Source organism: Pseudoduganella ginsengisoli, assembly GCF_009720865.1.
In the GTDB taxonomy this organism is placed as follows: domain Bacteria; phylum Pseudomonadota; class Gammaproteobacteria; order Burkholderiales; family Burkholderiaceae_D; genus Rugamonas; species Rugamonas ginsengisoli.
Genome location: NZ_WNLA01000002.1, coordinates 201,411 through 225,219, shown reverse-complemented (window position 1 = coordinate 225,219; position 23,809 = coordinate 201,411). Strand labels below are relative to the sequence as shown.

General features: G+C 63.2%; 19 protein-coding genes and 1 pseudogene. 13 read left to right on the top strand and 7 right to left on the bottom strand.

The window, feature by feature from the left end; translation table 11 throughout:
* Window positions 1-42: 42 nt before the first annotated feature.
* On the bottom strand, window positions 43-828 hold the full coding sequence (locus GM668_RS05700; RefSeq protein WP_155437967.1) for an AraC family transcriptional regulator: 786 nt from the start codon (window positions 826-828) through the stop codon (window positions 43-45).
* Between the two features lie 100 nt (window positions 829-928).
* Between GM668_RS05700 and GM668_RS05695 the strand changes: the two genes are divergently transcribed.
* Window positions 929-2,149, top strand: coding sequence for an MFS transporter (locus tag GM668_RS05695; RefSeq protein WP_155437966.1), 1,221 nt, complete (start codon window positions 929-931; stop codon window positions 2,147-2,149).
* 267 nt (window positions 2,150-2,416) lie between these two features.
* Window positions 2,417-4,123 (top strand): methyl-accepting chemotaxis protein, encoded by a 1,707-nt coding sequence (locus tag GM668_RS05690; protein WP_155437965.1) that lies wholly within the window; start codon window positions 2,417-2,419, stop codon window positions 4,121-4,123.
* A gap of 112 nt (window positions 4,124-4,235) precedes the next feature.
* Here the strand turns inward: GM668_RS05690 and GM668_RS05685 are convergent, their stop codons facing one another.
* The 5 genes and pseudogenes from GM668_RS05685 to GM668_RS31065 form a co-directional block, all read right to left on the bottom strand.
* On the bottom strand, window positions 4,236-4,754 hold the full coding sequence (locus tag GM668_RS05685; protein WP_155437964.1) for an Lrp/AsnC family transcriptional regulator: 519 nt from the start codon (window positions 4,752-4,754) through the stop codon (window positions 4,236-4,238).
* Between the two features lie 81 nt (window positions 4,755-4,835).
* The gene (locus GM668_RS30515) at window positions 4,836-5,006 is read right to left on the bottom strand and encodes a hypothetical protein (protein WP_170305502.1); all 171 of its coding nucleotides are present in this window, start codon (window positions 5,004-5,006) and stop codon (window positions 4,836-4,838) included.
* Window positions 5,007-5,075: 69 nt separating this feature from the next.
* Window positions 5,076-5,540 (bottom strand): DUF2269 family protein, encoded by a 465-nt coding sequence (locus GM668_RS05680; protein WP_155437963.1) that lies wholly within the window; start codon window positions 5,538-5,540, stop codon window positions 5,076-5,078.
* A complete protein-coding gene (locus GM668_RS31720; RefSeq protein ID WP_371868646.1) occupies window positions 5,528-6,319 on the bottom strand; it encodes an SDR family oxidoreductase in 792 nt (263 codons plus the stop codon). Before GM668_RS31720 ends, GM668_RS05680 begins: the two co-directional genes overlap by 13 nt.
* Window positions 6,317-6,840, bottom strand: a pseudogene (locus GM668_RS31065) (NAD-dependent epimerase/dehydratase family protein); the annotation flags it as partial. The gene GM668_RS31720 and the pseudogene GM668_RS31065, both read right to left, overlap by 3 nt.
* 55 nt (window positions 6,841-6,895) lie before the next feature.
* On the opposite strand from GM668_RS31065, the gene GM668_RS05670 reads away from it, so the two are divergent.
* From GM668_RS05670 to GM668_RS05645, 6 genes are all read left to right on the top strand, one after another.
* Entirely contained in the window at window positions 6,896-7,066 is a 171-nt protein-coding gene (locus GM668_RS05670) for a hypothetical protein (protein ID WP_155437962.1), read from the top strand.
* A gap of 145 nt (window positions 7,067-7,211) precedes the next feature.
* Entirely contained in the window at window positions 7,212-8,975 is a 1,764-nt protein-coding gene (locus GM668_RS05665; protein ID WP_308506812.1) for a glycoside hydrolase family 2 protein, read from the top strand.
* A 10-nt stretch (window positions 8,976-8,985) separates the two neighbouring features.
* A complete protein-coding gene (locus GM668_RS05660) occupies window positions 8,986-12,927 on the top strand; it encodes an FAD-dependent oxidoreductase (protein WP_155437961.1) in 3,942 nt (1,313 codons plus the stop codon).
* Window positions 12,928-12,939: 12 nt separating this feature from the next.
* Window positions 12,940-14,088, top strand: a complete 1,149-nt coding sequence (gene dgoD, locus GM668_RS05655) for a galactonate dehydratase (RefSeq protein WP_155437960.1) — start codon at window positions 12,940-12,942, stop codon at window positions 14,086-14,088.
* A gap of 11 nt (window positions 14,089-14,099) precedes the next feature.
* Window positions 14,100-15,035: a 2-dehydro-3-deoxygalactonokinase gene (locus tag GM668_RS05650; RefSeq protein ID WP_155437959.1), complete on the top strand. Its 936-nt coding sequence runs from the start codon at window positions 14,100-14,102 to the stop codon at window positions 15,033-15,035.
* Window positions 15,032-15,652 (top strand): 2-dehydro-3-deoxy-6-phosphogalactonate aldolase, encoded by a 621-nt coding sequence (locus GM668_RS05645; protein ID WP_155437958.1) that lies wholly within the window; start codon window positions 15,032-15,034, stop codon window positions 15,650-15,652. The genes GM668_RS05650 and GM668_RS05645 overlap by 4 nt, the downstream gene beginning before the upstream one ends.
* A 10-nt stretch (window positions 15,653-15,662) precedes the next feature.
* Here the strand turns inward: GM668_RS05645 and GM668_RS05640 are convergent, their stop codons facing one another.
* Window positions 15,663-16,007, bottom strand: a complete 345-nt coding sequence (locus GM668_RS05640; protein ID WP_155437957.1) for a hypothetical protein — start codon at window positions 16,005-16,007, stop codon at window positions 15,663-15,665.
* A gap of 187 nt (window positions 16,008-16,194) precedes the next feature.
* Here GM668_RS05640 and GM668_RS05635 point away from each other — a divergent pair, with 187 nt between their 5' ends.
* The 5 genes from GM668_RS05635 to ppc all read left to right on the top strand — a co-directional run bounded on the left by GM668_RS05635 (window position 16,195) and on the right by ppc (window position 23,770).
* On the top strand, window positions 16,195-17,331 hold the full coding sequence (locus GM668_RS05635; protein WP_229498965.1) for a mechanosensitive ion channel family protein: 1,137 nt from the start codon (window positions 16,195-16,197) through the stop codon (window positions 17,329-17,331).
* Between the two features lie 178 nt (window positions 17,332-17,509).
* Window positions 17,510-18,532, top strand: a complete 1,023-nt coding sequence (locus tag GM668_RS05630) for a phospholipase C/P1 nuclease family protein (protein ID WP_211923347.1) — start codon at window positions 17,510-17,512, stop codon at window positions 18,530-18,532.
* A 128-nt stretch (window positions 18,533-18,660) separates the two neighbouring features.
* Window positions 18,661-20,019, top strand: coding sequence for a peptidylprolyl isomerase (locus GM668_RS05625; protein WP_371868639.1), 1,359 nt, complete (start codon window positions 18,661-18,663; stop codon window positions 20,017-20,019).
* A complete protein-coding gene (locus tag GM668_RS05620) occupies window positions 20,016-20,570 on the top strand; it encodes a flagellar biosynthesis protein FlhF (protein WP_155437955.1) in 555 nt (184 codons plus the stop codon). Before GM668_RS05625 ends, GM668_RS05620 begins: the two co-directional genes overlap by 4 nt.
* A 437-nt stretch (window positions 20,571-21,007) precedes the next feature.
* Entirely contained in the window at window positions 21,008-23,770 is a 2,763-nt protein-coding gene (ppc, locus tag GM668_RS05615; protein ID WP_155437954.1) for a phosphoenolpyruvate carboxylase, read from the top strand.
* The last annotated feature ends 39 nt before the right edge of the window (window positions 23,771-23,809 follow it).

Below are 23,809 nucleotides of genomic sequence, written 5' to 3'. Positions count from 1 at the left end.
GAAATACCGCAATGCAGCAGCTGGGCAAGTCATTTGCCGCGCTTACGCGAAAAAGCGGCTGGGCGTTTGTCCGAACTGCCGTTTGAACATGGTGGCGAACGCGCTGGGGCTATCGTAGCCGAGGTCCAGTGCGACATCGACGACTTTATGGCCCTGCGCCAGCCGCTCCAGCGCGCCAAGCAAGCGTGTCTGCTGGCGCCACTGGCCGAATGTCATGCCGGTTTCCCTGGCGAACAGGCGCTGGATGGTTTTCACGTCAATGCCGATCCGGCCGGCCCAGTCGGCCAGCGTATCCGGGCTGGCCGGCTGGTCCCGCAACGCATTGCAAATGGCGCGCAGCCGTGCATCGCGCGGCTGTGGCAAGTGCAGCGGCAAGGTGGGCAGTGCTTGCAGCTCATCCACCAGCAGCGCCATCAGGCGGCCATCGCGCGAATCGCGCACATAGGGTTGCGGCACCGCCATCGCCGCCACGATCAATTCCCGCAAGAGAGGTGTCACGGCGACGGCGCGCGGCCGGTCGTCTGCCTGTATCGGCAGCGATGCGGCGGCGCGCGGGTGCACATACACGCTGCGCATCAGCGTGATGCCGATGCAGCGTATCCAGTGGTCAACACCGGCCGGCATCCAGATGGCGCGGTTGGGCGGCACGATCCACTGGCCGTGATCCGAATGCACGCACAGCACGCCTTGCACCGCATACACCAGCTGGTGCTTGTTGTGGCGGTGGCGCTCAATGAAGACGCCGGCCGCATAGTCATTGGGTTTGCAGCTGACATCCGACGTGGCGCGGTCAATGGATTCCAGGTATTGCCAGGCCGGCGTGTGCATGAATGTCCTTTTTGCGAGGTATTGCGCCATTTTTGCGCGAGAAAGACTGGTCCATTATGCCTAAGATGGCGGCAGATTCAAGTCAACCGTCAGGATTTTTATGCCCGCCACTGCCCAAACCTCGCCGGCGCCAGCCGCGCCCCGCGCCGCAAACGGCGTCCTCGCCGCCGTCAGTGCATCGCACTGCATCAACGACATGATGCAGTCGCTGATCCTTGCCCTGTATCCGCTGCTCAAGGGCGAATTCGCTCTCAGTTTCATCCAGGTCGGCATGATCACGCTGACGTACCAGTTGACGGCGTCGCTGTTCCAGCCGCTGATCGGTGTGTATACGGACCGCCGCCCGCAGCCTTATTCGCTGCCGTTCGGCATGCTGGCCACGTTTTGCGGCCTGCTGTTGCTGGCCTGGTCGCCCGCGTACGCGGCGGTGCTGGCGGCTGCTGCGCTGATCGGGCTGGGTTCCGCCATCTTCCACCCGGAATCGTCGCGTATTGCGCGGCGGGCGTCCGGCGGGCGCCATGGGCTGGCGCAATCGCTGTTCCAGGTGGGCGGCAATGCCGGCAGCGCGCTGGGACCGCTGCTGGCGGCTGCCGTGATCGTCCCGTATGGCAAAGGCAGCGTGGCGTGGTTTTCGCTGGCGGCATTGATCGGCATGGTGTTGCTGACGCAGGTGGGGCACTGGTATGCGCAGCGCGGCGTGCTTCCGGCCGTGCGCGGCAAGGCCGGCCATCCTTCGGAGCCTGCCGGGCTGTATCCGCGTCCCGTCGTGAAGCGCGCACTGGCCGTCTTGCTGGTCCTGGTGTTTTCCAAATATTTTTACATTGCCGGCATCAGCAGCTTTTATACGTTTTACCTGATGCACAAGTTCGGCCTCGGCGTGCAAGACGCGCAAATGCAGCTGTTTTACTTCCTGGCCGCATCCGCCGTGGGGACGATCATTGGCGGCCCGGTGGGCGACCGCATCGGGCGCAAGCCTGTGATCTGGATTTCCGTGCTGGGCGTCGCGCCGTTTGCGCTGGCCTTGCCGCATGCCGGCTTGTTCTGGACCACGGTGCTGGCCGTGATCATTGGATTGGTGCTGTCGTCCGCGTTTTCCGCCATCCTGGTGTATGCGCAGGAATTGGTGCCGCACCGGATCGGGACGATTTCCGGCTTGTTCTTTGGCTTTGCATTTGGCATGGGCGGGCTGGGGGCGGCGGTATTGGGTTTGCTGGCGGACCGTGCCGGGATCGATGCCGTGTATCGCGGCATTGCCTTTCTGCCGTTGCTCGGTGTCGTGGCTGCGCTGCTGCCATCGCGTGCACAGCGTTCGGGAACGTGACGCATGCACGGCTGCCGAAGGTATTCAGCGCGTGTTCGGCGCTGGCGAAAAGTACGAACCACTGAAGCCTGCCGCTGTCTGAATAAAGCGATCTTTGTGAATGATGCTGATGCGCCACGGAACTTTGCTTAAAGATCCATACATATTGATAATTTCAATATAAAAGTAACTGTAAATGCTTGCCGCAGGCGGGGCATTCCGGGATACTTGCCGGTGGACAAAACCGGTATCCCGGTTGATATAGATCAATTTCTAATCAAAGACCCCATGACTATTACCAAGCGCTTGATTACGACCCTGTCAGTCGCGTTATTGGCCCTGATTTTTGTCGGCGCCAATGGACTGATCCAACTGAAGCGCTCGCAGCAGCGTTTTGAAACCGTGCAATCGCGCCTGTTGCCCAGCATTGCCGGCCTGAACGCGGCCAAGCACGCGCTGGCCGCCAGCCGCCTGGCCGGCTACCGCCTGTCGGTGTTCTCGAACCTGCCGGACAAGACTGCGCTGGACAAGGCGTATAACGATGCGCACGCGAAGTTCGACACGGTGATTGGCGAATATGAAAAAGAGCGTATTTATGACGACACCGACCGCAAGATGGTGGAATCGGACAAGTCGACCATGGCGGCTTACCGCCAGGCGCTGATTCCGTTCCTGGCCGCGTCGCATGCGGGCGACATGGACGCCATCCGCGAAACGCTGCAGCCTGGCACGCCGCTGGCGGTCAGCGCGGCTGCGCTGCAGAAATCGCTGGATGACCACATTGCTTACAACAATAAACTGATTGACCAGGTGCGGGAAGAAGCGGATGCCGCTTACAACAGTGCGCTGAGCTTGCTGGTGGGTGTGATCGTTGTGGCGCTGATCGTGACGGCTGTATTGGGCTTCCATCTGTTCAACATCATCCGCAACAGCCTGGCTGCCATCAAAGGCACGATTGAAGAAGTCAGCCAGTCGCTGGACTTGACGCGCCAGGTGCAAGTGGAACGCATGGATGAAATCGGCCACACGGCGGTGGCGTTCAACAAGCTGTTGACGGATATCGGCGGCGCGATCGGCGCGGCCCGTGCGTCGGCCGATGCCGTCAGCTCGGCGTCGCAGCAAATCGCTGCGGGTACCGGTGATTTGTCGCAGCGTACTTCCGCGCAGGCGGCGGCGCTGGAACAGACGGCTTCGTCGATGGAAGAGTTGACGTCGACCGTCAGCCAGAATTCGGACAATGCCCGCCAGGCCAACCAGCTGGCCCGTTCCGCATCGGAAGTGGCAGTGCAGGGCGGCAGCGTGGTGGAGCAAGTGATCTTCACGATGGGCTCGATCAACGATTCATCGCGCAAGATTGTCGACATCATTTCCGTGATTGACGGTATCGCGTTCCAGACCAACATCCTGGCGCTGAACGCGGCGGTGGAAGCTGCCCGCGCCGGTGAACAGGGCCGTGGCTTTGCCGTGGTGGCGACGGAAGTGCGTAACCTGGCGCAGCGTTCGGCAGCGGCGGCCAAGGAAATCAAGGTATTGATTAACGATTCCGTGGAAAAAGTCGGCTCGGGCACGAAGCTGGTGGAGCAGGCTGGCATGACCATGGAACAGGTGGTGAACAGCATCCGCCAGGTGACGGACATCGTGGGCGAAATCAGTTCCGCGACGGAAGAGCAGAATGCGGGCATCGCGCAAGTGCACCAGGCGATTGCGCAAATGGACCAGACCACGCAGCAAAATGCCACGCTGGTGGAAGAGACGGCGGCGGCGTCGCAAGCCATGCAAGACCAGGCGGCCAGCTTGGCGGGCGTGGTGAGCGCGTTCCGCATTGACAATGCACACTATGCTGCCAAGCCGGCCGCGGCCCGCCCGGCAGCCAGGGCCCCGGTGACGGCGCTGGCAGTGGCCCGTCCGGCAGCCAAGCAGAAATCTGCAGCGGCAGCTTCCAAGGCGTCGAAAAAAGCTGTGAATTCGCCGGACGGCGAGTGGGAAGAGTTCTGACCCTGCTCAATGCCTAACGCAAAACAGCCCGCCAAGTGCGGGCTGTTTATATTTGGGCCGGTATTGACCGGAGGCATCTTAAGTTTCAAAAACGCCTGGTGCCAGGCACCGTTTACTGCGCGAAGTGCACGCGCATCTTCGGCTGCTTGGGCTGGGCAATGTGGTCCAGCGGCAGTTCCGTCACTTGCTTGACCTTTTTCAGCGATATATTCGTCTTCACATTCGTCACGCCCGGTATGCGCAGCAAGCTGTGCATCATGAATTCTGAAAACGATGCGAGGTCGTGCGACACGGCCCGCAGCACATAATCCGCTTCCCCCGTCACGGAAAAGCATTCCAGCACTTCCGGCAAATCACTGACCGCCTGCTCGAAACTCGCCCCCGACGACGTCCCATGCCGGTCCAAGGTCACATGGATAAACGCCAGCACACCGAGCCCCACCACGGCCGGATCCAGCATGGCCGCATAATGGTCGATCACGTGCGCTTCTTCCAGCCGCTGGATGCGGCGGCTCACCTGCGACGTGGACAAGTGGATGCGCTCGCCCAGCGAACTGTTGGTGGCGCGCCCGTCGCGCTGCAGTTCAGCCAGCAAAGCCAGGTCGTGACGGTCGACGCTGATGGTGGACATGAAAGACTCCTTCGTTCAGTGTGCACAAAATGTGCGGATTTTTTAAACAATCTGCACATTATGAACGAAGGGCGCCACCCATCAAACTTCTTTCATCACGTTGAAAGGCTGTCCCTTTTGCATGTTGCGGTATTTTTCGCGCGCAGCCGCCTGCTTTTGCGCTTCCATTGCCACGTTCGACGCATGGATGCGTTTCTTTTCTTCCTTGCTGCGGTGCTGCGCGATGTCTTTGTTGCCGATACGCTTGGTCATGATGGCCTCCTTGTGGAAAGCCCTTATGTTGCCGCGCGCACCGTTCCCGTACCGTACGTTTGCGCACATTCACATGGGCTTGGCCACCATCAGGTAAAACACGGCGACGAAGGCAAAGCATGCCGGGATGCCCAGCACCACCCACCAGCGGAACCAGCGCCAATATTCCGGCGGCAAATCCGTGCCGCGCTGCGCCGCCAACGCAGCGGCGTCGCGCAGTTTCATTTGCAGCCACACGACCGGCAGCCAGCACAGCCCCGCCACCCCATACAGCCCGATCGACCACGTCAGCCACTTGCTGTGCAGCGGAAAGCCTGCCAGGTGTGCCATCCACCAGCCCGTCAACGGCTGCAGCACCATGGTGGTGGCCGAGAACAGCCAGTCCGCCCGCACCACGTTGCGCGCTACGACGGCAATGGCGCGCACGTCGCGCGACAGCGTGGCAAACAGCAAATACCACGCGGAACCAATGCCGGTGCCGAACAACAAGGCCGACGACACGATGTGCAGCCATTTGACGGTCACGTAGTCCATGGCTTTTCCAGTTCGTACAGCAGCCACAGCGCCGCCAGCATCGGCAAGTTCTTCGTCAACGGCCCGTATGGATGCCAGACAAATTCCGGCAGGCGCCACGCAATGATGAGCGAGTACAGCATGATCAGCGCCATCTGCGCCAGCCATAGCTTGCTGCGCCACCGGCAGGGCAGCGCCAATGTGGCCAGGCCGAACAGTGCATCCATGGCGCTGGCGCTGTACAGCATGAACGGGCCCAGTTGCGCCGGCACGCCGCTGCGGGCCAGCAATGCCAGGCTGTCCGCCACAGGCCATGCAAACGCCGAGACATACGCAGTAAACAGCCACACCAAGGCAATGCTGAAGCGCAGCACCGGCAGCAGCCACGCCAGCAACGCCTGCATCCTTTCCATCCGTGCGCTGCCCGCAGGAATAAAGCGCCCGACAGGACGGGGCGAACGTCCCAGCAAGGCGCGCGTTGCGGCCGGATCATCCGTGTTGCCCCTTTCCAGCATGGCCAGTGCGGCGCGGTCGAACGGAACGCCTGGCAACACGGAACCGGCCCAGGCCAGCAAGACCACCAGTGGCCGCGGCAGCGCCACACGCCATTGCCGGCCCAGCCCGAGCGCATGGCGCAACTGGGCCATATAGGCCGCCAGCGGCAGCGCTTCCGCGCCCACCAGCGGCACCCGCCGCGCCCAGGCGGACAGCGGATACGGCTCGCCGGCCAGCGGCGCGCTGCGCACCAGTTTCACCAGCGCGTCCACCACGTCGTCGACATGCACCGGCTGCACCAGCATCGCCGACGGTCCCAGTTGCACGCCTACCGGCAGCGCGGCCAGCACCTTGAACAGTTCCGCGCTGCCGCCGCCCGCGCCAAATACCAGCGACGGCTGCACGATGTAGGCGCGCAGCGGCTGGGCCGCCAGCAGCTCATCCGCCGTGCGCTTGCTGACGTGATAGGCCGTCTGCGCACCATCATCGGCGCCCAGCGCAGACAATTGCACGACCCGTTTGACGCCGCTGGCGGCGCACGCGTCGAACAGTGCGCGCGGCGCCGCCACATGCAGCGCGGCAAACCGCTGTTGTCCCGTTTCACGGATGATGCCGACGGTATTGACCACCACATCCACATCGGTCAGGCGCGCCATCCATGTCCCGGCTTCGGTATCGTGCGCAAAATCGGCGGCAATGTGGTGGATGCGCGCATCGCGCGGCGCCCGGCGCGACACACCCGGCAGCCTTGCGCCAGCAGGGCGCCCGCCAGCCTGCTGCCGATAAAGCCGGTCACGCCCGTGACCAGAACATGCAGATCGCGCATGGATTCTCCCTGAGCCAGCTATTTACGCGATTGTAGCCATACGGAGGAAAACAGCATGAACATTACCACGCAGACATTACCCGCCGCGCCAGCCCATCTGTGGCGCAATGCCCTGGTCAGCGGTCCGGCGGCCAGCGCCGCGTCGCTGCTGGCGCTGGCCGCTGCGTACGCAGCCTTCGCGCAGGGATTGGCCGCCGGGGCGCTGGCGGTGCACCGGCGCGGCTGATGCGCGGGCGCTGCCACCGCACCCTGCAGCGCAATCCATACCATGCGGCGAACTTCCCGCTGCTTGCCGATACGTATCGTGCCGTCCTTGCCGTACGAACGGGACTACGATGTGCCGCCACAGCAGCCTTTTACGAAAGCGAGTAATGATGAGCCAGTTCGAATATCCCCGGCCCCAGCTGGTACGCAGCCAATGGCAATCGCTGAACGGCAGTTGGGACTTCGCGTTTGACGATGAACGCCGCTACCGCCTTCCCACTGATCCCATCGCATGGACTCACCGCATCACGGTGCCATTCGCGCCGGAATCGCAGGCCAGCGGCATTGGCGACCAGGGCTTCCACACCGTGTGCTGGTACCGCCGGCAGTTCGCCATGCAGGGGCGGGGCGCGCGCACCATGCTGCACTTTGGCGCCATCGATTACCGCGCCAAGGTCTGGGTCAACAACGTGCTGGTAGGCGAACATGAAGGCGGCCATACGCCGATCGCGCTCGACGTCACGAATGCGCTGGCGCCCGGCGACACGCAAGTGATTACCGTACAGGTGGAAGACGAACCGGGCGATCTGGCCAAGCCGCGCGGCAAGCAAGACTGGCTGCTGCATCCGCACTCGATCTGGTATCCCCGCACTACCGGCATCTGGCAAACCGTATGGGTCGAACAGTTGCCGGCCACGTACATCAAAACACTGCGCTGGACCCCGATCTTCGACGGTTTTGAAATCGGCTGCGAAGTGCTGGCGGGCGGCGACGTGCACAGCAACCTCGCCGTCGAAGTCAAATTGTGGCATGGCGAACGGTTGCTGGCGGACGATGAATACCTGCTGGTCGGCATGGAGGCCAACCGCAAGATCGCGCTGTCCGACCCCGGCATCGATGATTCGCGCAATGAACTGCTGTGGAGCCCCGAGCGGCCCACGCTGCTGGCCGCGGAAGTGATCTTGCGCGCGGGCGGCCAGGTGGTCGATACCGTGCGCTCGTACACAGCCATGCGCCAGGTTGCCATCAGCCGTGACCGCTTCATGCTGAATGGCCGTCCCTATCATTTGCGGCTGGTGCTGGACCAGGGCTACTGGCTGGAGTCGCATTTGACGCCGCCATCGGACGAGGCGCTGCGCAAGGATGTGGAGCTGGCCAAGGCCATGGGCTTCAACGGCGTGCGCAAGCACCAGAAAATCGAAGATCCCCGCTACCTGTACTGGGCCGACCGCCTGGGCCTGCTGGTGTGGGAAGAAATGCCGTCCGCGTATGCGTTCAGCCCCCGCTCGATGACGCGGCTGCTGAAGGAGTGGACGGAAGCCATCGAACGCGATTACAGCCACCCATGCCTGATCGTGTGGGTGCCGTTCAATGAATCGTGGGGCGTGCCGAACCTGACGTCGATGCAGGCGCACCGCAATGCCGTGGAAGCGCTGTACCACACGACGCGCATGCTCGATGCGACGCGGCCTGTGATTGGAAACGATGGCTGGGAGGCGTCGGCCACCGACATCCTCGGCATCCATGATTACGACGCCGACCCGGAAAAAATCCGCGTCCGCTATGAAGTCAGCGATCCGGTACGCACGCTGTTCGACCAGCGCCGCCCCGGCGGCCGCATCCTGACCCTCGATGGATTCCCGCACCGTGGCCAGCCCATCGTGCTGACGGAATTCGGCGGCATTGCGTACGACCCGCGCCAGCCGGAACACCACACGTGGGGCTATTCGCGCGCCAATACGGCTGCCGCGTTCCACGACCATTACCGGGCGCTGCTGAAAGTCGTCAATGAAGCGCAAATGTTTTCCGGCTTTTGCTATACGCAGTTTGCCGACACGTTCCAGGAAACCAATGGCCTGCTGAACGCGGACCGCACGCCGAAGATCCCGCTTGAGCAAATCAGCGCGGCGACCCGCAACGTGCCGCTGTAAGGGGAGCCAGATGCAATCGCCATCACCATCGCCATTCGCCAGCTTTTGGCAGGCCGGATATGAAGGGGCCGACCATATCAACCACGCGGGGCACGCGCAAGACATGAACGCTGTCACGGGCCACCTGGACCGGGCCCGTGAAGATTACGAAAAGCTGGCCGAATTCGGCATCCGCACCGTGCGGGAATCGATCGGCTGGCGGCTGGTGGAAAAAGACGGCGTGTTCGACTTTTCCATCATTGAAGGCCGGGCCAAAGCCGCGCAGGAACTGGGCTTGCAGTCATGCTGGACTTTTTTCCATTACGGCATGCCCGCCGATATCGACTTGTACGCGCCGGAATTCATTGAACGCTTTGCCCGCTATTGCAAGGCCGCGGCGGAATTCCTCGCGCCGTACGTGGGCGAGGCGCCCGTGTATTCCCCCATCAATGAAATTTCCTTCATGTGCTGGGGCTTGTCCGTGCATATGTTCCGGCACAAGAACATGCACCACCCGGATGCGGGCGGCGAAGGCAAGCGCCAGCTGGTGCGGGCCGCCATTGCCGGCTGCGACGCCATCCGCGCAGTGGCGCCCGGCGCGCGCTTCCTGCAGTGCGATCCCATCATCCACGTGGTGGCGCCGGAAGGCCACCCGGAATGGGCCGAACAGGCGCGCAACTGGCGCGCATCGCAATTCGAAGCGTGGGACATGCTGTGCGGACGGCGCGATCCGGAACTGGGCGGCGCGGACCGCTACCTCGACATCATCGGCTGTAACTATTACCACAGCAACCAGTGGGAAAGCGGCACCAACGAACGCCTGTGGTGGCACCTGGATCACCCGCGCCGCGAACCTCTCCATGAAATTTTGCACGAATTGCAGCAGCGGTATGGGCGGCCGCTGATGCTGGCTGAAACCAGCCATGTCGGCAGCGGCCGCGGCGACTGGATCCGCGAGACAGCGGAACAGGCTGCAATGGCGATCGAGCGTGGCGTGGATTTCCACGGCATTTGCCTGTACCCAGCCATCGACCGGCCCGACTGGGAGAACGCGGCGCACTGGCACCGCAGCGGCTTATGGGATGTCGAATGCGGCATCCAGGGACCGCCTTCCACGTCGCTCGACAGGGTGCTGGTGGCGCCGTACGCCACCGCCCTCAAACAGGCGCAGCGCCTGACCAGTGCGCTGTGCGAATATCACGCCCCAAGCGGGCTACAACGGGAGAGAGCCATGCAAACCATGATCGTATTCAGTCACTTGCGCTGGGATTTCGTCTGGCAGCGTCCACAGCACCTGCTCAGCCATCTGGCCAAGTATTACCGGATACTGTTCGTCGAAGAACCGGTGCACGAAGACGGCCCGCCGGAATTGAAGACCCGGCAGCCGGCGCCGAATATCACCGTGTGCCAGCCGCATACGCCGCTGCACGTGACGGGATTCCACGACGACCAGATTCCACTGCTGCTGCCGATGATGGATGACCTGGCGCCCGACGGCGAAGAGGTCATCGCCTGGTTTTACACGCCGATGGCCTTGCCGCTGCTGCAGCCTTTGCGTGCGGGCCTGGTCGTGTATGACTGCATGGATGAATTGTCCGCGTTCCGCAACCCGCCCAAACAATTGCTGCAGCGGGAAACTGCGCTGCTCAATATTGCCGACATCGTCTTTACCGGCGGCCCCAGCCTGTATGAAGCGAAGCGCCAGCGCCACACGAACGTGCACTGCTTCCCCAGCAGCGTCGATGCCGTGCATTTCGAGCAGGCGCTGGACCGCAGCAACGGCCATCCGCTGCACGAGCATATCGGCCGTCCGCGCTTAGGCTATTACGGCGTGATTGACGAACGGCTTGATGCGGACTTGCTGGCCGCGCTGGCCGATGCGCATTCGGACTGGGAAATCGTCATGGTGGGGCCGGTGGTGAAAATCGATCCCGCGTCGCTGCCGCAGCGCCGCAACATCCATTACCTGGGCCAGCAGTCGTATAAAGCGCTGCCGCAATTCTTGGCCGGGTGGGACGTGTGCCTGATGCCGTTTGCACTGAATGAGGCAACGCGCTTCATCAGCCCGACCAAGGTGCTGGAATACATGGCGGCGCGGCTGCCGATCGTCAGCACGGCAATCCGCGACGTCGAGCAGCCATACGGGGATATTGTCGCCATAGGCCATACCCATGAAGAATTCGTGGCCCATTGCGAGGCGGCGCTGGCGCAAAGTCCGGAGCAGACGCAGGCCATGGCGGCGCGCATGCAGGAAATCGTGGCCCGCACGTCATGGGATGCGACGGCGGAACACATGCATCAGCTGATCGATACGACGCCGCCGGGACGGCGCGCCACTTTGCCAGGCGCGATGCCGCAGGAAAGCGGGCCGGCTGCGGAGCAGGGTGCGCACGCTGCGCTGGATGCGGCGCGCACCGGCCAGGCCCGCGCGCAGCAGGCCAGCACGCATCAAGCCAGCATTAATCCGCTGCCTGTGCAGGCCGCCACGCAGCGCTTTGGCTGCGTGATTGCCGGGGCCGGGCCGACCGGCCTGTCCGCCGCCTACCACCTCGGTCCCGACACGGTGCTACTGGAGCGCAACAGCACGGTGGGCGGCTGGTGCCGCTCCGTGCAAGACCAGGGCTTTACGTTCGACCATGCGGGCCACATCATGTTTTCCAACGACCCGTACGTGCTGAAACTGTACGACGTGCTGCTGGGCGATAACCAGCACTGGCAAATGCGCGAAGCGTGGGTCTACAGCAAGCAAGTGTTTACCCGCTATCCATTCCAGGGCGCGCTGTACGGCTTGCCGCCGGACGTGATCCGCGAATGCATCATGGGCGCCATCGATGCGCGCTATGGCAAAGCGGAGCAGGCGCCACCGCCGGGCAAGGATTGTGCATTGCCCGGCATCGAAGACTGCTGTGCCGACGGGACGGACATCCCTGCCGCGAAGGCAGCCAATGAAGACGGCGCACCCCGCAATTTCGAGGAATTCATCTACAAAGTGTGGGGCGCCGGCATCGGCAAGCACTTTGCGATTCCCTACAACCGCAAGCTGTGGACCGTGCCGCTGTCTGAAATGGAAACGTCGTGGCTGGGCGGCCGGGTGCCGCTGCCGGATCTCGGTGAAATCATCGATGGCGCGCTGCAGCCCGTGCCGAAACCCATGGGGCCCAATGCCCGCTTTGGCTATCCGAAGCGGGGCGGCTTCCAGGCGCTGATGAACGGCTTCCTGCCGCACTTGAAAGGGCAGCTGGAACTCAATGCCGATATCGCGCAAGTGCTGCCGGACGAACATGTGGTGGCGCTGACCGATGGCCGCCGCTACCAGTATGACCAGTTGATCAGCACGATGCCGCTGCCGGAACTGGTGCGGCTGATCGGGGCGCAGGCGCCGGCGCACGTGCAGGAAGCGGCGCACGGCCTCAAACATGTGTCGATCCGCTGCGTGAACATCGGCATCGGCCGTGAACACGTGACGGACAAGCACTGGATTTACTATCCCGAAGATTCGATTTTCCACCGCATCTTCGTGCAGGGCAACGCTAGCCCGGAATGCAATGCGCCGGGCGGCTTTGGCATCACGTGTGAAATCTCGTACTCGCCCTGGAAACCGCTGCCGCTGACAGGTGAAGCGCTGATCCAGCGCTGTATCGACGATTGCATCAAGGTCGGCATGATGCAGCCGGACGACAAGGTCATCACCGCCAATGAAGTCGATATGCCGTACGCCTACGTCGTATATGACCATGCGCGGGCCCGCAACGTGGAAACCGTGCGCACGTGGCTGGCGCAGCACGACATCATCCTGGCGGGCCGCTACAGCGAGTGGGAATACTACAACTCGGACCATGCGTTCCTGGCGGGCCGCAAGGCTGCCGAACGGGTACTGGAAAAGCAGGCCCAGAGCCGTCCGCGCAGCGGCCGCGATGCGGCGGCAGGCGCCGCCAGCGCAGCCGGGGTACGGGCGCCCAGGGCGGAACCGTAACCGGGGAATACCATGAAAATCACTGAAATCAGCACGTACCGGGTGCCGCCGCGCTGGATGTTTTTGCGCATGGAAACCGACGAGGGCATCGTCGGCTGGGGCGAGCCGGTCATTGAAGGCAAGGCGCGCACGGTGGAAACTGCCGTGCATGAACTGGCGCCGTACGTGATGGGCAAGGATCCGCTGCGCATCAACGATTTGTGGCAAGCCATGTACCGCGGCGGCTTTTACCGTGGCGGCGCCATCCTGATGAGCGCCATTGCCGGCATCGACCAGGCGCTGTGGGATATCAAGGGCAAGGTGCTGGGTGTGCCTGTGTATGAATTGCTGGGCGGGCTGGTGCGTGACCGCATGAAGACCTACAGCTGGGTGGGCGGCGACCGCCCGGCCGACATCATGGCGGCCATGCGCACGTTGATGGAGGGCGGCATCAGCACGTTCAAGATGAATGGCACGGAAGAACTGGCAATCATCGACAGTTCCGCGCGCATCGATGCCGCCGTGGCCCGCATCGCGCAAATCCGCGAGGAATTTGGCAGCACGGTGGAATTCGGCATTGATTTCCACGGCCGCGTGGCGGCGCCGATGGCGCGCGTGCTGCTGCGCGAACTGGAGCCGTTCCGGCCTCTGTTTGTCGAAGAACCCGTGCTGGCGGAACAGGCCGAGTATTATCCGCGCCTGGCCGAATCCACGTCGATTCCGCTGGCGGCGGGGGAGCGCATGTTTTCCCGCTTCGAGTTCAAGCACGTGTTCGAGCGCGGCGGCATTTCAATCCTGCAGCCCGACTTGTCGCATGCAGGCGGCATCACGGAATGCGTGAAGATCGCCGCCATGGCGGAAGCGTATGACGTGGCGCTGGCGCCCCATTGTCCACTGGGGCCGGTGGCGCTGGCCGCGTGCCTGCAAGTGGACTTCGTGTCGCACAACGCCGTACTGCAAGAGCAAAGCATGGGCATCCACTACAACAAGGGTGCGGAATTGCTGGATTACGTGCGCAATCCGGAAGACTTCCAGCTGCGCGACGGCTATATCGCGCCGCTGCCGAAACCGGGCTTGGGAGTCATCGTGGATGAAGACAAGGTCATGGCGGCCAGCCGCAATGCGCCGGACTGGCGCAACCCGCTGTGGCGGTATGCGGATGGCTCCGTCGCGGAATGGTAGCGGGGGACGCCATGCGGGGTGACAGCGTTCAGGCGCAACTGGTCGGCATCGACTGGGGCACCACCAACCGGCGCGCCTACGTGATGGACAGCGCGGGCGGCTGCGTGCTGCAGCATGAAGATGGCAACGGCGTCCTGGCCACCGGCGGGCAGTTCTTGCCGTCGCTGCAGGCGTTGCTCGAACAGTTAAAAGTGCCTGCGTCGACGCCGGTGCTGATGTCCGGCATGGTCGGCAGCGCGCAGGGGTGGCAGCAGGTGCCTTACCTGGATTGCGCCACGCCGCTGGAAAAATTGCCGCAATCAGCTGTGCCGGTGCGCGATGCGCCGCCCGGCTGCCAGTGGAAGATCTTGCCGGGCTATTGCTGCAAGGAGGGCCATGGCGGAAGTATCGATGTCATGCGCGGCGAGGAAACCCAGCTGCTGGGCGCCATGGCGCTGGGCCATGCGGATGGCTGGATCGTGCTGCCCGGCACGCACTGCAAATGGGTGCAGCTGCGCCGTGGCCGTATTGTCCGGCTGGCCACGTACATGACGGGCGAACTGTTTGCCATGCTGGCTGCGTCAGGCACGCTGGCGCCGTTGATGGCGGCCGGACCGGATGGCGACCCGGTGTCGCTGGCGCGTGGCGTGGCCATGGCGCGCAATATGGCGCCGCTGTCGAATGCGCTGTTTGGCATCCGCGCCGCTGTCGTGGCGGGCGCGATGCCCGCCACGCAAGCCCGCTCGTGCGTCAGCGGCCTGTTGATCGGCACGGAGTTTGCCAGTGCGCTGCGGCATGCGGGCAACGATGTGGAAGCGGGCGCCGGCGCGGTCCGGCTGGTCGCATCCAGCGCCTTGAGTGGCGTGTATGCGGCCGTGGCGGACTTGTTCAATGTGCGCGCCACCTTGCTGGACCCGGATATGGTGTATTGCGCCGCGCTGGCCCAATTTATGAGGACGCCAACATGAATCCTGTTTTATTTGATCCACCGATGGCCGCCATTTTGCGCGGACTGACGCCGGCGGAAGCGCCGGTTGTCGGTGAAGTATTGTTTGGCGCGGGCTTCCGTCTGCTGGAAGTGCCGCTGAACCGGCCGCTGGCGCTGGAATGCATCGCCATCCTGGCCGAACTCAAGCCTGCCGATGCGCTGGTGGGCGGCGGCACCATGCTGACCAAGGCCGATGTCGATGGCGTCTATGCGGCGGGCGGCCGCTTGATGGTGGCGCCCAACTGCGACCCGGGTGTGATAGCCCATGCGGCCAGCCTGAACATGCTGACGGCGCCGGGTGTGGCCACGCCCACGGAAGCGCTGGCCGCGCTGGCGGCGGGGGCGAAAGTGCTGAAAATCTTTCCGGCCGAAATGGTCGGGTATGGCGGCCTGAAAGCCATGAAAGCCGTCCTGCCGCCCGATACGCCGCTGTGGCCCGTCGGCGGCGTGACGCCGGCCAATATGGCCCAGTGGCTGCAAGCCGGGGCCACGGGATTCGGGATAGGCAGCCAGCTGTACAAACCGGGGCAGGGCAGGGAATCGCTGGAGCTGGGCGCGGCGGAATTTATCGCCGCATGGCAGGAGCGGCCCAGGTAAGCCGGCGAATTCAGTACTGCTGCCCTTTGGGCGCATCGCGGCCCGGCCGGTCATCCGCCAGCTGGCCCGCGCCGCTGGTCACCGGCATGCCTGAACCACGTGTGCCTGCCTCGTGCCCACGCTTTGATGCAGAGGCATCGCCGGGCACGCCGTTGCGGTGCACGGTATTCGTGCCGCGCAATAGGCCGCCAGGCGCTTGCCCGGCATCCGCACCGGCGCCATGTTCGCCCCCATCGGTTGCTGGATCGGCGCTGTGCGGCGTCATGACATTGTTGGCCGGATCGCCGGTGGCGACGGTGCCGCTTTCGCGCACGGCGGGCTGCCGGCCCAGGCTGTGTTCTTTACCTGTCTTCATGGTCTGGCTCTCCTTAAATGGCTGCAGTATGGCGGCCAGGCAGCGGTCTCCATAGCGGCGCACGCGCCGCAGCGCTGTCGGAGAATGTCCCGCGCCGCCGCCGATGCCATCCATATGTGCGCGTCCGCACAGCAATTTCTTGTCGAGACAGCTACATTGAAGAAAAGCTGCTTGAAAGGAACACATTTTGGATTACCACAAATTCATCAGATCGTTTGAAGGCATATTTGACGGCGCCGACTGGCAAAACTGGCTGCTCAGTATCACGGTGGCCCTGGCCAGCTACGCGGTCATTCATGGCCTGGTGGCGCTGTGCCGCCAGCGCCTGGAGCGCATGCAGGCCGACCGCCGCGCCGCCCGGCCGATGGCGGAAATGCTGTGCGCCATGCTGAAGAAGACCAGCAATACCGTGGTAGTCATGGCGTCGCTGCTCATCGGGCTGACTGTGCTGGACTTGGCGCAGCCATGGGCGGACCGCGTCACACACCTGTGGTTCATTACCCTTGGCGTGCAAATCGGGCTGTACGCCAATCAGCTGGTGGACGTCAGCGCGCGCCGCTATTTCGGCGCGCGCACGTCGTCCCGCATGCGTGACACAGGGGCCGCCAACCCCACTGTGGCCCGCACCCTGATGGTGTGGGCGTTGAAGACCGCGCTGTGGGTGGTGCTGTTGCTGGCCGTGCTGTCCAACTTGGGCATCAATATTTCCGCCTTTGTCGCCAGCCTGGGGATCGGCGGTATCGCCGTGGCGCTGGCCGTACAAAACATCCTGGGCGACTTGTTTGCCTCGCTGTCGATTGCCGTCGACAAGCCCTTTGAAGTGGGCGACGCCATCAGCGTCAACGGCTTTTCCGGCACGGTGGAGCAGGTGGGCTTGAAAACCACCCGCATCCGCGCCGACAGCGGTGAACAGATCGTCATAGCCAATGCGGACTTATTGAAAAACACGGTGCGCAATTTCAAGCGCATGTCGAACCGGCGCGTGCAATTTTCGCTGAACCTGTCGCCATCGACGGCGGTGGATGTGGCGGAGCGGGTGCCGGAGGCGCTGCAGCACGTGGTGGAAGCGCAGCGCCAAGTGCGTTTCGACCGCGCGCATTTGAAATCGGTCACGCAGGATGCGCTGGAATTTGAAGTCGTGTATTACGTGCTGGACCCATCGTACGGCACGTACATGGACGTGCAACAACAAGTGTTGCTGGGCGCCATGCGCGTGCTGGCCGGCATCGGCGCATCGACGGCCAAGGCCAGCCAGCGGGTCGTCGTCGATGGCCAGGGTCCGTTGCGCCCCGCCACACCGCTGCGGTCCATGCCGAAACCTTGAACGCTGTCATTCCGCTGTCACCGTTTCGTCATGAAAATGTCATGAATCACATATAAGGTGTGGCTTTTTAGCAAACCTAATGTGACAAATTTGCCAAATAGTTAAATTTGCCGATTTGTTATGTTACGCTCCTGCCCTCGTTCGAACACGACCGTTCGTACTTTTCTATAGGAGCTCTATGAAACTCGGAATGACTGCCTTGGCGCTGGCCATGGCGGCGTGCACCGTCGCGCCTGCTCACGCCTGGCAACAGGAAACCCACCGCCGTATCGTGCTGGACGCGGTGGCGTTTATGAAAAACAACCCAACCATCACCAACTACAACAAGCTGGCGGCGGGCGTTGCACGGGCCGGCTATACGGTTGACCAGTTCGCACAGGCGCTGGGCCAGGGCGCGTATGACGTCGATGACTTCGCCGATACGTACCTGTGCGGCGCATCGACGGGCAGCTGCGTGCTGGCGCCGGTGTGGGGCGCGGGGGCATCGATCGTCAAATACACGTCGTACTGGCACTTCCAGAACCACACGTCCGGTCCCGACGTGCATGGCAACCCGTTCGGCGGCTATAACTATGCCAAGCTGACGGTCAACGGCGACGTCGACAACCTGGCGGCAGGCTGGCTGTATGGCGATTACCTCGATGATGGTCCCGGCGGTTTGAAAGGCTGGTTTGGCGACAGCAGCAAATACAACAGCTATGGCATCACGGAAGCGCACTACCGCCTGGGCGGCAGCTCGAATGTGAACCAGTACGCCGACTTCGAAACCATGCCGTTCCAGCCGATCGACAATCTGGGTCAATACTGGTTCCAGCAATTCCTCGCGCAGCCGACTGCGCAAACGCTGGGCTTCGTGCTGCACACGACGGACTTGCTGCAGCCGCACCACACGTGGACCACATCCGCGCACGACCATGGCGGCTGGGAACAGTGGGTACAGGATTACTATGACTCGGCCAAGCTGAATGACCCGGCACTGGTAAAAGCTGCGCTGGCTGACTTCACGCCGGTGGCGCCCACGGCAGTCGATATCCGTCCGCTGCTGACGCAGGGCGGCACGTATTCGTATGCGAACGGTGGCATCGTGCTGTCGTCCAGCGACCAGGGCGACCGCACCCGCGTGGCAAAGCAAATGATTCCCCATTCGATCGCGATGGTGGTGCATGTGCTGAACCGCGCTGCTGAACGGCTGGGTAACTGATGGCGCAGCGGGCAGTTTTTGTGAGGCCGGCGCTGCCGGGGACCGCTGCGCATGGGGGTTCGCGCGGTGTCCTGGCAGGCGTGTGTGGCGCTGCGATACACAGGGCCGTGCGCGCGGCGGCGCTAACCGTGTCCGTCAGCGCGGCGGCGGCCGTGCTGGCGGCAGCGGTATCAGCGCCGGCATCGGCGGCCGTCCGGTACGGCGTCGAGGATCCCGCGCTGGCAGCCCGCATTGATGCGGCGCCACTGCATGCGTTCACCGTGGACGTGCTGTGGCGCCAGGCGCGTTTGGCCGATACCAAGGCTGCCCGCAGTTCCACGCTGGAAGTCCTGGTGGCCGAGCGCCTGCTGGCCGCCAGCGCCCGCAGGCAATGGGGCGAAGCGGTTTTATTGACGGGGCAGGGTGTCGGCTATGCGCACGACGTGGCGCTGGATGACCAGATCGCCGCACTGTTGCGCAACCTGTACAGGGATCAACTGGAACAGACGCTGGCGCAGCTGCCGGGCGGTACGCTCGATGGCTTGATCGTGGGCGAGCCGGTGATCAGCGCCGCAACACTGGATGCCGTGTTCGGCAAACCAGGCGCGCTGCGGCTCGATTATTCGCTGTCGCCCGCGCAAGTGGAGCAGGCGAAAGCCGTGACAGTGCTGTCCTACCGCCTGCCCGGTGGCGGCAAGGCGGCGCTGTCGCTGTATGACGTGTACCGGCGCCAGAACGTGCAGGGGCGCATTGCGCTGCACACGCGGCAAAGCGGCGCGTTGAAGCAGCAGGCACGCCAGGCGCTGGGCGTCGCGGCCGTGCTGGACTGGGCGCAGGCGCGCTTCGGCGCGGCGGCGCTGGCGGATTTGCGGCAGGCTTTATCGGATCAGGCCATCACGCTGGCGGTACAGCGCCTGCACGGCATCGGCACGGATACGGACAGCGGCAGCGCGCTGCTGGACCGGCTGGCCGCACAAGCGGATATGCAGGCGGTCCGCGCATATTACGACCAGCACCGCGATGAATTCCGCCGCATTGAAAAAGTCAAAGCGCGCCACGTGCGTACGGACGACGAAGGTGCCGCGCAAGCGGCGTATGCGGCCCTGAAAGGCGGCATGGACTTTGCCGCCGTGGCGCGCCAATATTCGGCAGCGGACGATGCTGCGCACGGTGGTGACCTGGGCTGGATCGGCGCGTCCGGCAAGACGGGCTGGCTGCAGCAACTGGCGTTTGCACAGCCGCCGGGCACGCCATCGCGTCCCGTGCGCGCGCCCGTCGGCCCGCATGACAAGGCGTATTGGGAAATCGTCCTGGTGGAGCAGCGGATCGACGGCTACCAGCCGCCTGAAGCAGAGAGCGTGCGCTATGTGGCCAGCCGCGCCATTGCGCGCAGTACGGCCATTGCGCAACTGGCCGCGTTGCGCGCCCGCGCCGTACGCGAGGCGGATATTGAATTGAACCGCAGCCTGCTCGATGCACCGCTGCGGGTGCTGGAGGTGGCGCCATGAAGCGTATTACAGTGATTGCCGCGGCAGTGGGCGCGGCGGCCCTGGCCTGGTATATGTGGCCGGTGCGTGGCGAAGCGGTCCCGCAGCCAGTCGGCAGAACTGCGGCGCCGCCATCCGCGCCAGTGGCGCGCGGCGACGATGGTCCCCAATGGATGCAAGCGATGGCGGACCAGCCGCCGCAAGAACCGGAACGCGTGCCGCTGGAGCCGGTCGACAGCAGCACGCCCGCGTGGCTGTCGCTGGCCGAAGCGCGTGAAAACGGCGACCCGCGCACGCCGCCCGTGGTGCACGACGATCCGGCCACGCAAGCGCAGCCAACTGCCGCACAATTGGCTGACCCGCAGGCGTACCGCCAGTTCGAGCAGGGCCAGCACGCCCGGCTGCTGGCATCCTTTGCCGAAGCGGCGAAAGACGAAGTGCCGCGCCTGCGCTCGGACCTGGAACGGGGCAGGGCGGCCGGGGTGCCGGAAGCGGAGCTGGCGAAGATGCAGGAAAAGATCAGGCGGATCGAGGCGCTGCGGGATGAGGTGGCGGGGGGCGCGATACGCTGACCGGCGGCGGCCAGCCGGCTTGGCCGCTGACCGCTTCCGATACGCCGTTTTTTTGCAGTAAGATTTGTTCTGCCGATGCAGGTAAAGCGCTTGCTTGAAACAACAACGCCGCGCAAGCGGCAGGCACAGAGCGGGAAAGTTCTTTCATAGCAACTCCTTGATGGAAGGAAATGCCATGCTAGAAGGGCGCGCCGCCTGTTATTTTGTCTTAGCGCAACGATTGGTCTACACAACTATCAATGGCACGACCGTGCCTTTATGCCCCCCATGCTGCGTCGCAAAACATTCTAGTTGCCTGCTTTAGCGATTTTGCACATAATGTAGTAAATTTACCTTATACCAGATGTATGCGCGGGCTTATAGTTAGCCTATGTCGTATTTGGTGTAATTCTTATTCTAATCTGTAAAATTACTACATATCGGTGAAGGACGGCAACATGGATGGGTCGAAGGCGGTTGAGTTCAAGGATGAGTTGCTGGGACGGGATATCCGGCAACTGGGACGCATGCTGGGCGATACGATACGCACACAGCACGGTGAAGAAGCGTTCAACCGCATTGAAAACATTCGCCAGCTGGCGATCCGTTTCCGCCGCGACCAGTGCGAGCAGGCCAAGGCTGAACTGGACCAGGCGCTGCACGCGCTGGGCCAGGAAGAAACCAGCCAGCTGATCCGCGCCTTCACGTATTTCTCGCTGCTGGCCAATATCGCGGAAGACCAGCACCACACGCGCCGCAGCCGCGCCCACCTGATCGCCGGTTCCGCGCCGCGCGTGGGCAGCATGGCCAAGGCCGTGCAAAACGTCGTCCATGCCGGCCGCCTCGACGCGCTGCCTGACTTCTTTGCCGATGCCCACATCAGCCCCGTCTTCACCGCGCACCCGACCGAAGTGCAGCGTAAATCCACGCTGAACTGCCAGATGGCGATTGCCCGCGTGCTCGATGAGCGCGACCGTGTGCAAATGACGCCGGACGAACAGGAAAGCAATGACAACGCACTGGCGCGCGGTATCCACACGCTGTGGAATACCCGCTTGCTGCGCACGGCGAAACTGTCGGTGCTTGATGAAGTGGAAAACGGCTTGTCGTTCTTTGACCGCACCATCCTGTCCGGATTGCCGCAACTGTATTGCTCGCTGCAAGATACGCTGGCCAAGCTGGACCCGCACTGGGCCCAGGAAGAATTGCCAACCTTTATGAAAGTGGGCAGCTGGATCGGCGGCGACCGTGACGGCAACCCGTTCGTCACCGCAACCATCCTGAAGGCGACGTTGCAGCGCCAGGCTGACGTGGCGCTGGAACACTACCTGACCGAATTGCACAAGCTGGCGTCGCAACTGTCGCTGGCGCAAAGCATGACGGGTTCGTCGGATGAATTGCGCGCGCTGGCCGATGCGTCGACCGACCTGTCGCCGCACCGCATCGATGAGCCATACCGCCGCGCCATCTATGGCATCCACGCGCGCCTGTCCGCCAACCGCCTGCGCTTTGCCACCGGCGCGCAAGCCGACGCCAAGGTTCAGCCGTACGCCAACGCGCAAGCCTTGCTGGCCGACCTGGAAATCGTCCACCGCTCGCTGGTGGCCAACGGTTCCGCAGTGCTGGCACGGGGCCGCCTGCGCCACTTGCGCCGCGCCGTCAAAGTGTTCGGCTTCTCGCTGGCGCCGATCGACTTGCGCCAGAACTCCGACGTACACGAGCGCGTCGTGGCGGAACTGTTGTCGGCAGCCCGTCCAGGCGTCGACTACAAATCGCTGGATGAAGATTCCCGCTGCAAGCTGCTGCTGGAAGAACTGCATACGCCGCGCCTGCTGATTTCCCCTTACCTGGAATACAGCGAAGACACGGCCGGCGAACTGGCGATCTTCCGCGCGTTGAAAGAAGCGCACGCCGCCTACGGTCCGGAATGCGTGACCAACTACATTATTTCGAAAGCCGCCAGCGTGTCCGACTTGCTGGAAGTGGCGCTGCTGCTGAAAGAACACGGCTTGCTGCGCGCCGGCCGCGTGGATGCGGAATCGGCAATGGCGGTCAACATCATCCCGCTGTTTGAAACCATCGACGACTTGCGCGCCGGTCCCGCCATCATGGCCAAGGCGTTCGCCATTCCGTTGTACATGGACTTGCTGCGTTCGCGCGGCAGCATGCATGAAGTCATGCTGGGCTATTCGGATTCCAACAAGGATGGCGGCTACTTCACGTCGGGCTGGGAACTGTACAAGGCCGAGATCGAGCTGGTGCAAGTGTTTGAAAAATACGGCATCAAGATGCGCCTGTTCCACGGCCGTGGCGGTTCCGTCGGCCGCGGCGGCGGCCCGTCGTATGACGCGATCCTGGCGCAGCCGCCTGGCGCCGTGCAGGGCCGCATCCGCTTGACGGAACAGGGCGAAGTCATCACCGCCAAGTATGCGAACCCGGAAGTGGGCCGCCGCAACCTGGAAGTCATGGTGGCCGCGACCATGGAAGCGACCTTGCTGGGCGACAGCGCGGCAGGCCGCGCCGAGCCGGCGCAATTGTCTGCGATGCAGGCGCTGTCGGATGAAGCGCTGCGCACCTACCGTTCGCTGGTCTATGAAACCGAAGGCTTTGAACAGTACTTCTGGGAGTCGACCGTGATTTCCGAGATTGCCGCGCTCAATATCGGCAGCCGTCCGGCATCGCGTAAAAAGACCACGTCGATTGAAGACTTGCGCGCGATTCCATGGGTACTGAGCTGGGCGCAGTGCCGCGTAATGCTGCCGGGCTGGTACGGCTTCGGCTCCGCCGTGCAAGCGTTCCTGGCCAATAACCCGGACGGCCTGGCGCAACTGCAGCGGATGTACAAAGAATGGCCATTCTTCACCACGCTGCTGTCGAACATGGACATGGTGCTGGCCAAGAGCGATATCGCCATTGCCAGCCGCTATGCAACCCTGGTGCGCGATGAAGCGCTGCGTGTATCGATCTTTGGCCGCATTAAAGCGGAGCATGAGCGCACCGTGGAAGCCGTCAAGCAAATCACCGGCCAGCAGGAATTGCAGGACGCGAACCCGCTGCTGCAGCGCTCCATCCGCAACCGCTTCCCGTACATCGACCCGCTGAACCACGTGCAGGTGGAACTGCTGCGCCGCTTCCGCGATGGCGATACCGACGCCGCGACCCGTGAAGGTATTCACTTGTCCATTAACGGCGTGGCGGCAGGACTGCGCAACAGCGGCTGATCAAGAACAAGTATTGGGACCGGCGCAGGCGCCGGTCTT

Excerpts from the sequence above, each read along its gene's own strand:
- GM668_RS05640 (WP_155437957.1), bottom strand. The coding sequence starts at position 16,007 with ATGAAGACAGGTAAAGAACACAGCCTGGGCCGGCAGCCCGCCGTGCGC.
- ppc (WP_155437954.1), top strand. The coding sequence starts at position 21,008 with ATGGATGGGTCGAAGGCGGTTGAGTTCAAGGATGAGTTGCTGGGACGG.
- GM668_RS05680 (WP_155437963.1), bottom strand. The coding sequence starts at position 5,540 with ATGGACTACGTGACCGTCAAATGGCTGCACATCGTGTCGTCGGCCTTG.
- GM668_RS31720 (WP_371868646.1), bottom strand. The coding sequence starts at position 6,319 with ATGCTGGTGCAGCCGGTGCATGTCGACGACGTGGTGGACGCGCTGGTG.
- GM668_RS05685 (WP_155437964.1), bottom strand. The coding sequence starts at position 4,754 with ATGTCCACCATCAGCGTCGACCGTCACGACCTGGCTTTGCTGGCTGAA.
- GM668_RS05650 (WP_155437959.1), top strand. The coding sequence starts at position 14,100 with ATGCGGGGTGACAGCGTTCAGGCGCAACTGGTCGGCATCGACTGGGGC.
- GM668_RS05700 (WP_155437967.1), bottom strand. The coding sequence starts at position 828 with ATGCACACGCCGGCCTGGCAATACCTGGAATCCATTGACCGCGCCACG.
- GM668_RS05660 (WP_155437961.1), top strand. The coding sequence starts at position 8,986 with ATGCAATCGCCATCACCATCGCCATTCGCCAGCTTTTGGCAGGCCGGA.
- dgoD (WP_155437960.1), top strand. The coding sequence starts at position 12,940 with ATGAAAATCACTGAAATCAGCACGTACCGGGTGCCGCCGCGCTGGATG.
- GM668_RS05695 (WP_155437966.1), top strand. The coding sequence starts at position 929 with ATGCCCGCCACTGCCCAAACCTCGCCGGCGCCAGCCGCGCCCCGCGCC.
- GM668_RS05670 (WP_155437962.1), top strand. The coding sequence starts at position 6,896 with ATGAACATTACCACGCAGACATTACCCGCCGCGCCAGCCCATCTGTGG.
- GM668_RS05690 (WP_155437965.1), top strand. The coding sequence starts at position 2,417 with ATGACTATTACCAAGCGCTTGATTACGACCCTGTCAGTCGCGTTATTG.
- GM668_RS05645 (WP_155437958.1), top strand. The coding sequence starts at position 15,032 with ATGAATCCTGTTTTATTTGATCCACCGATGGCCGCCATTTTGCGCGGA.
- GM668_RS05665 (WP_308506812.1), top strand. The coding sequence starts at position 7,212 with ATGATGAGCCAGTTCGAATATCCCCGGCCCCAGCTGGTACGCAGCCAA.
- GM668_RS30515 (WP_170305502.1), bottom strand. The coding sequence starts at position 5,006 with ATGACCAAGCGTATCGGCAACAAAGACATCGCGCAGCACCGCAGCAAG.
- GM668_RS05630 (WP_211923347.1), top strand. The coding sequence starts at position 17,510 with ATGAAACTCGGAATGACTGCCTTGGCGCTGGCCATGGCGGCGTGCACC.
- GM668_RS05620 (WP_155437955.1), top strand. The coding sequence starts at position 20,016 with ATGAAGCGTATTACAGTGATTGCCGCGGCAGTGGGCGCGGCGGCCCTG.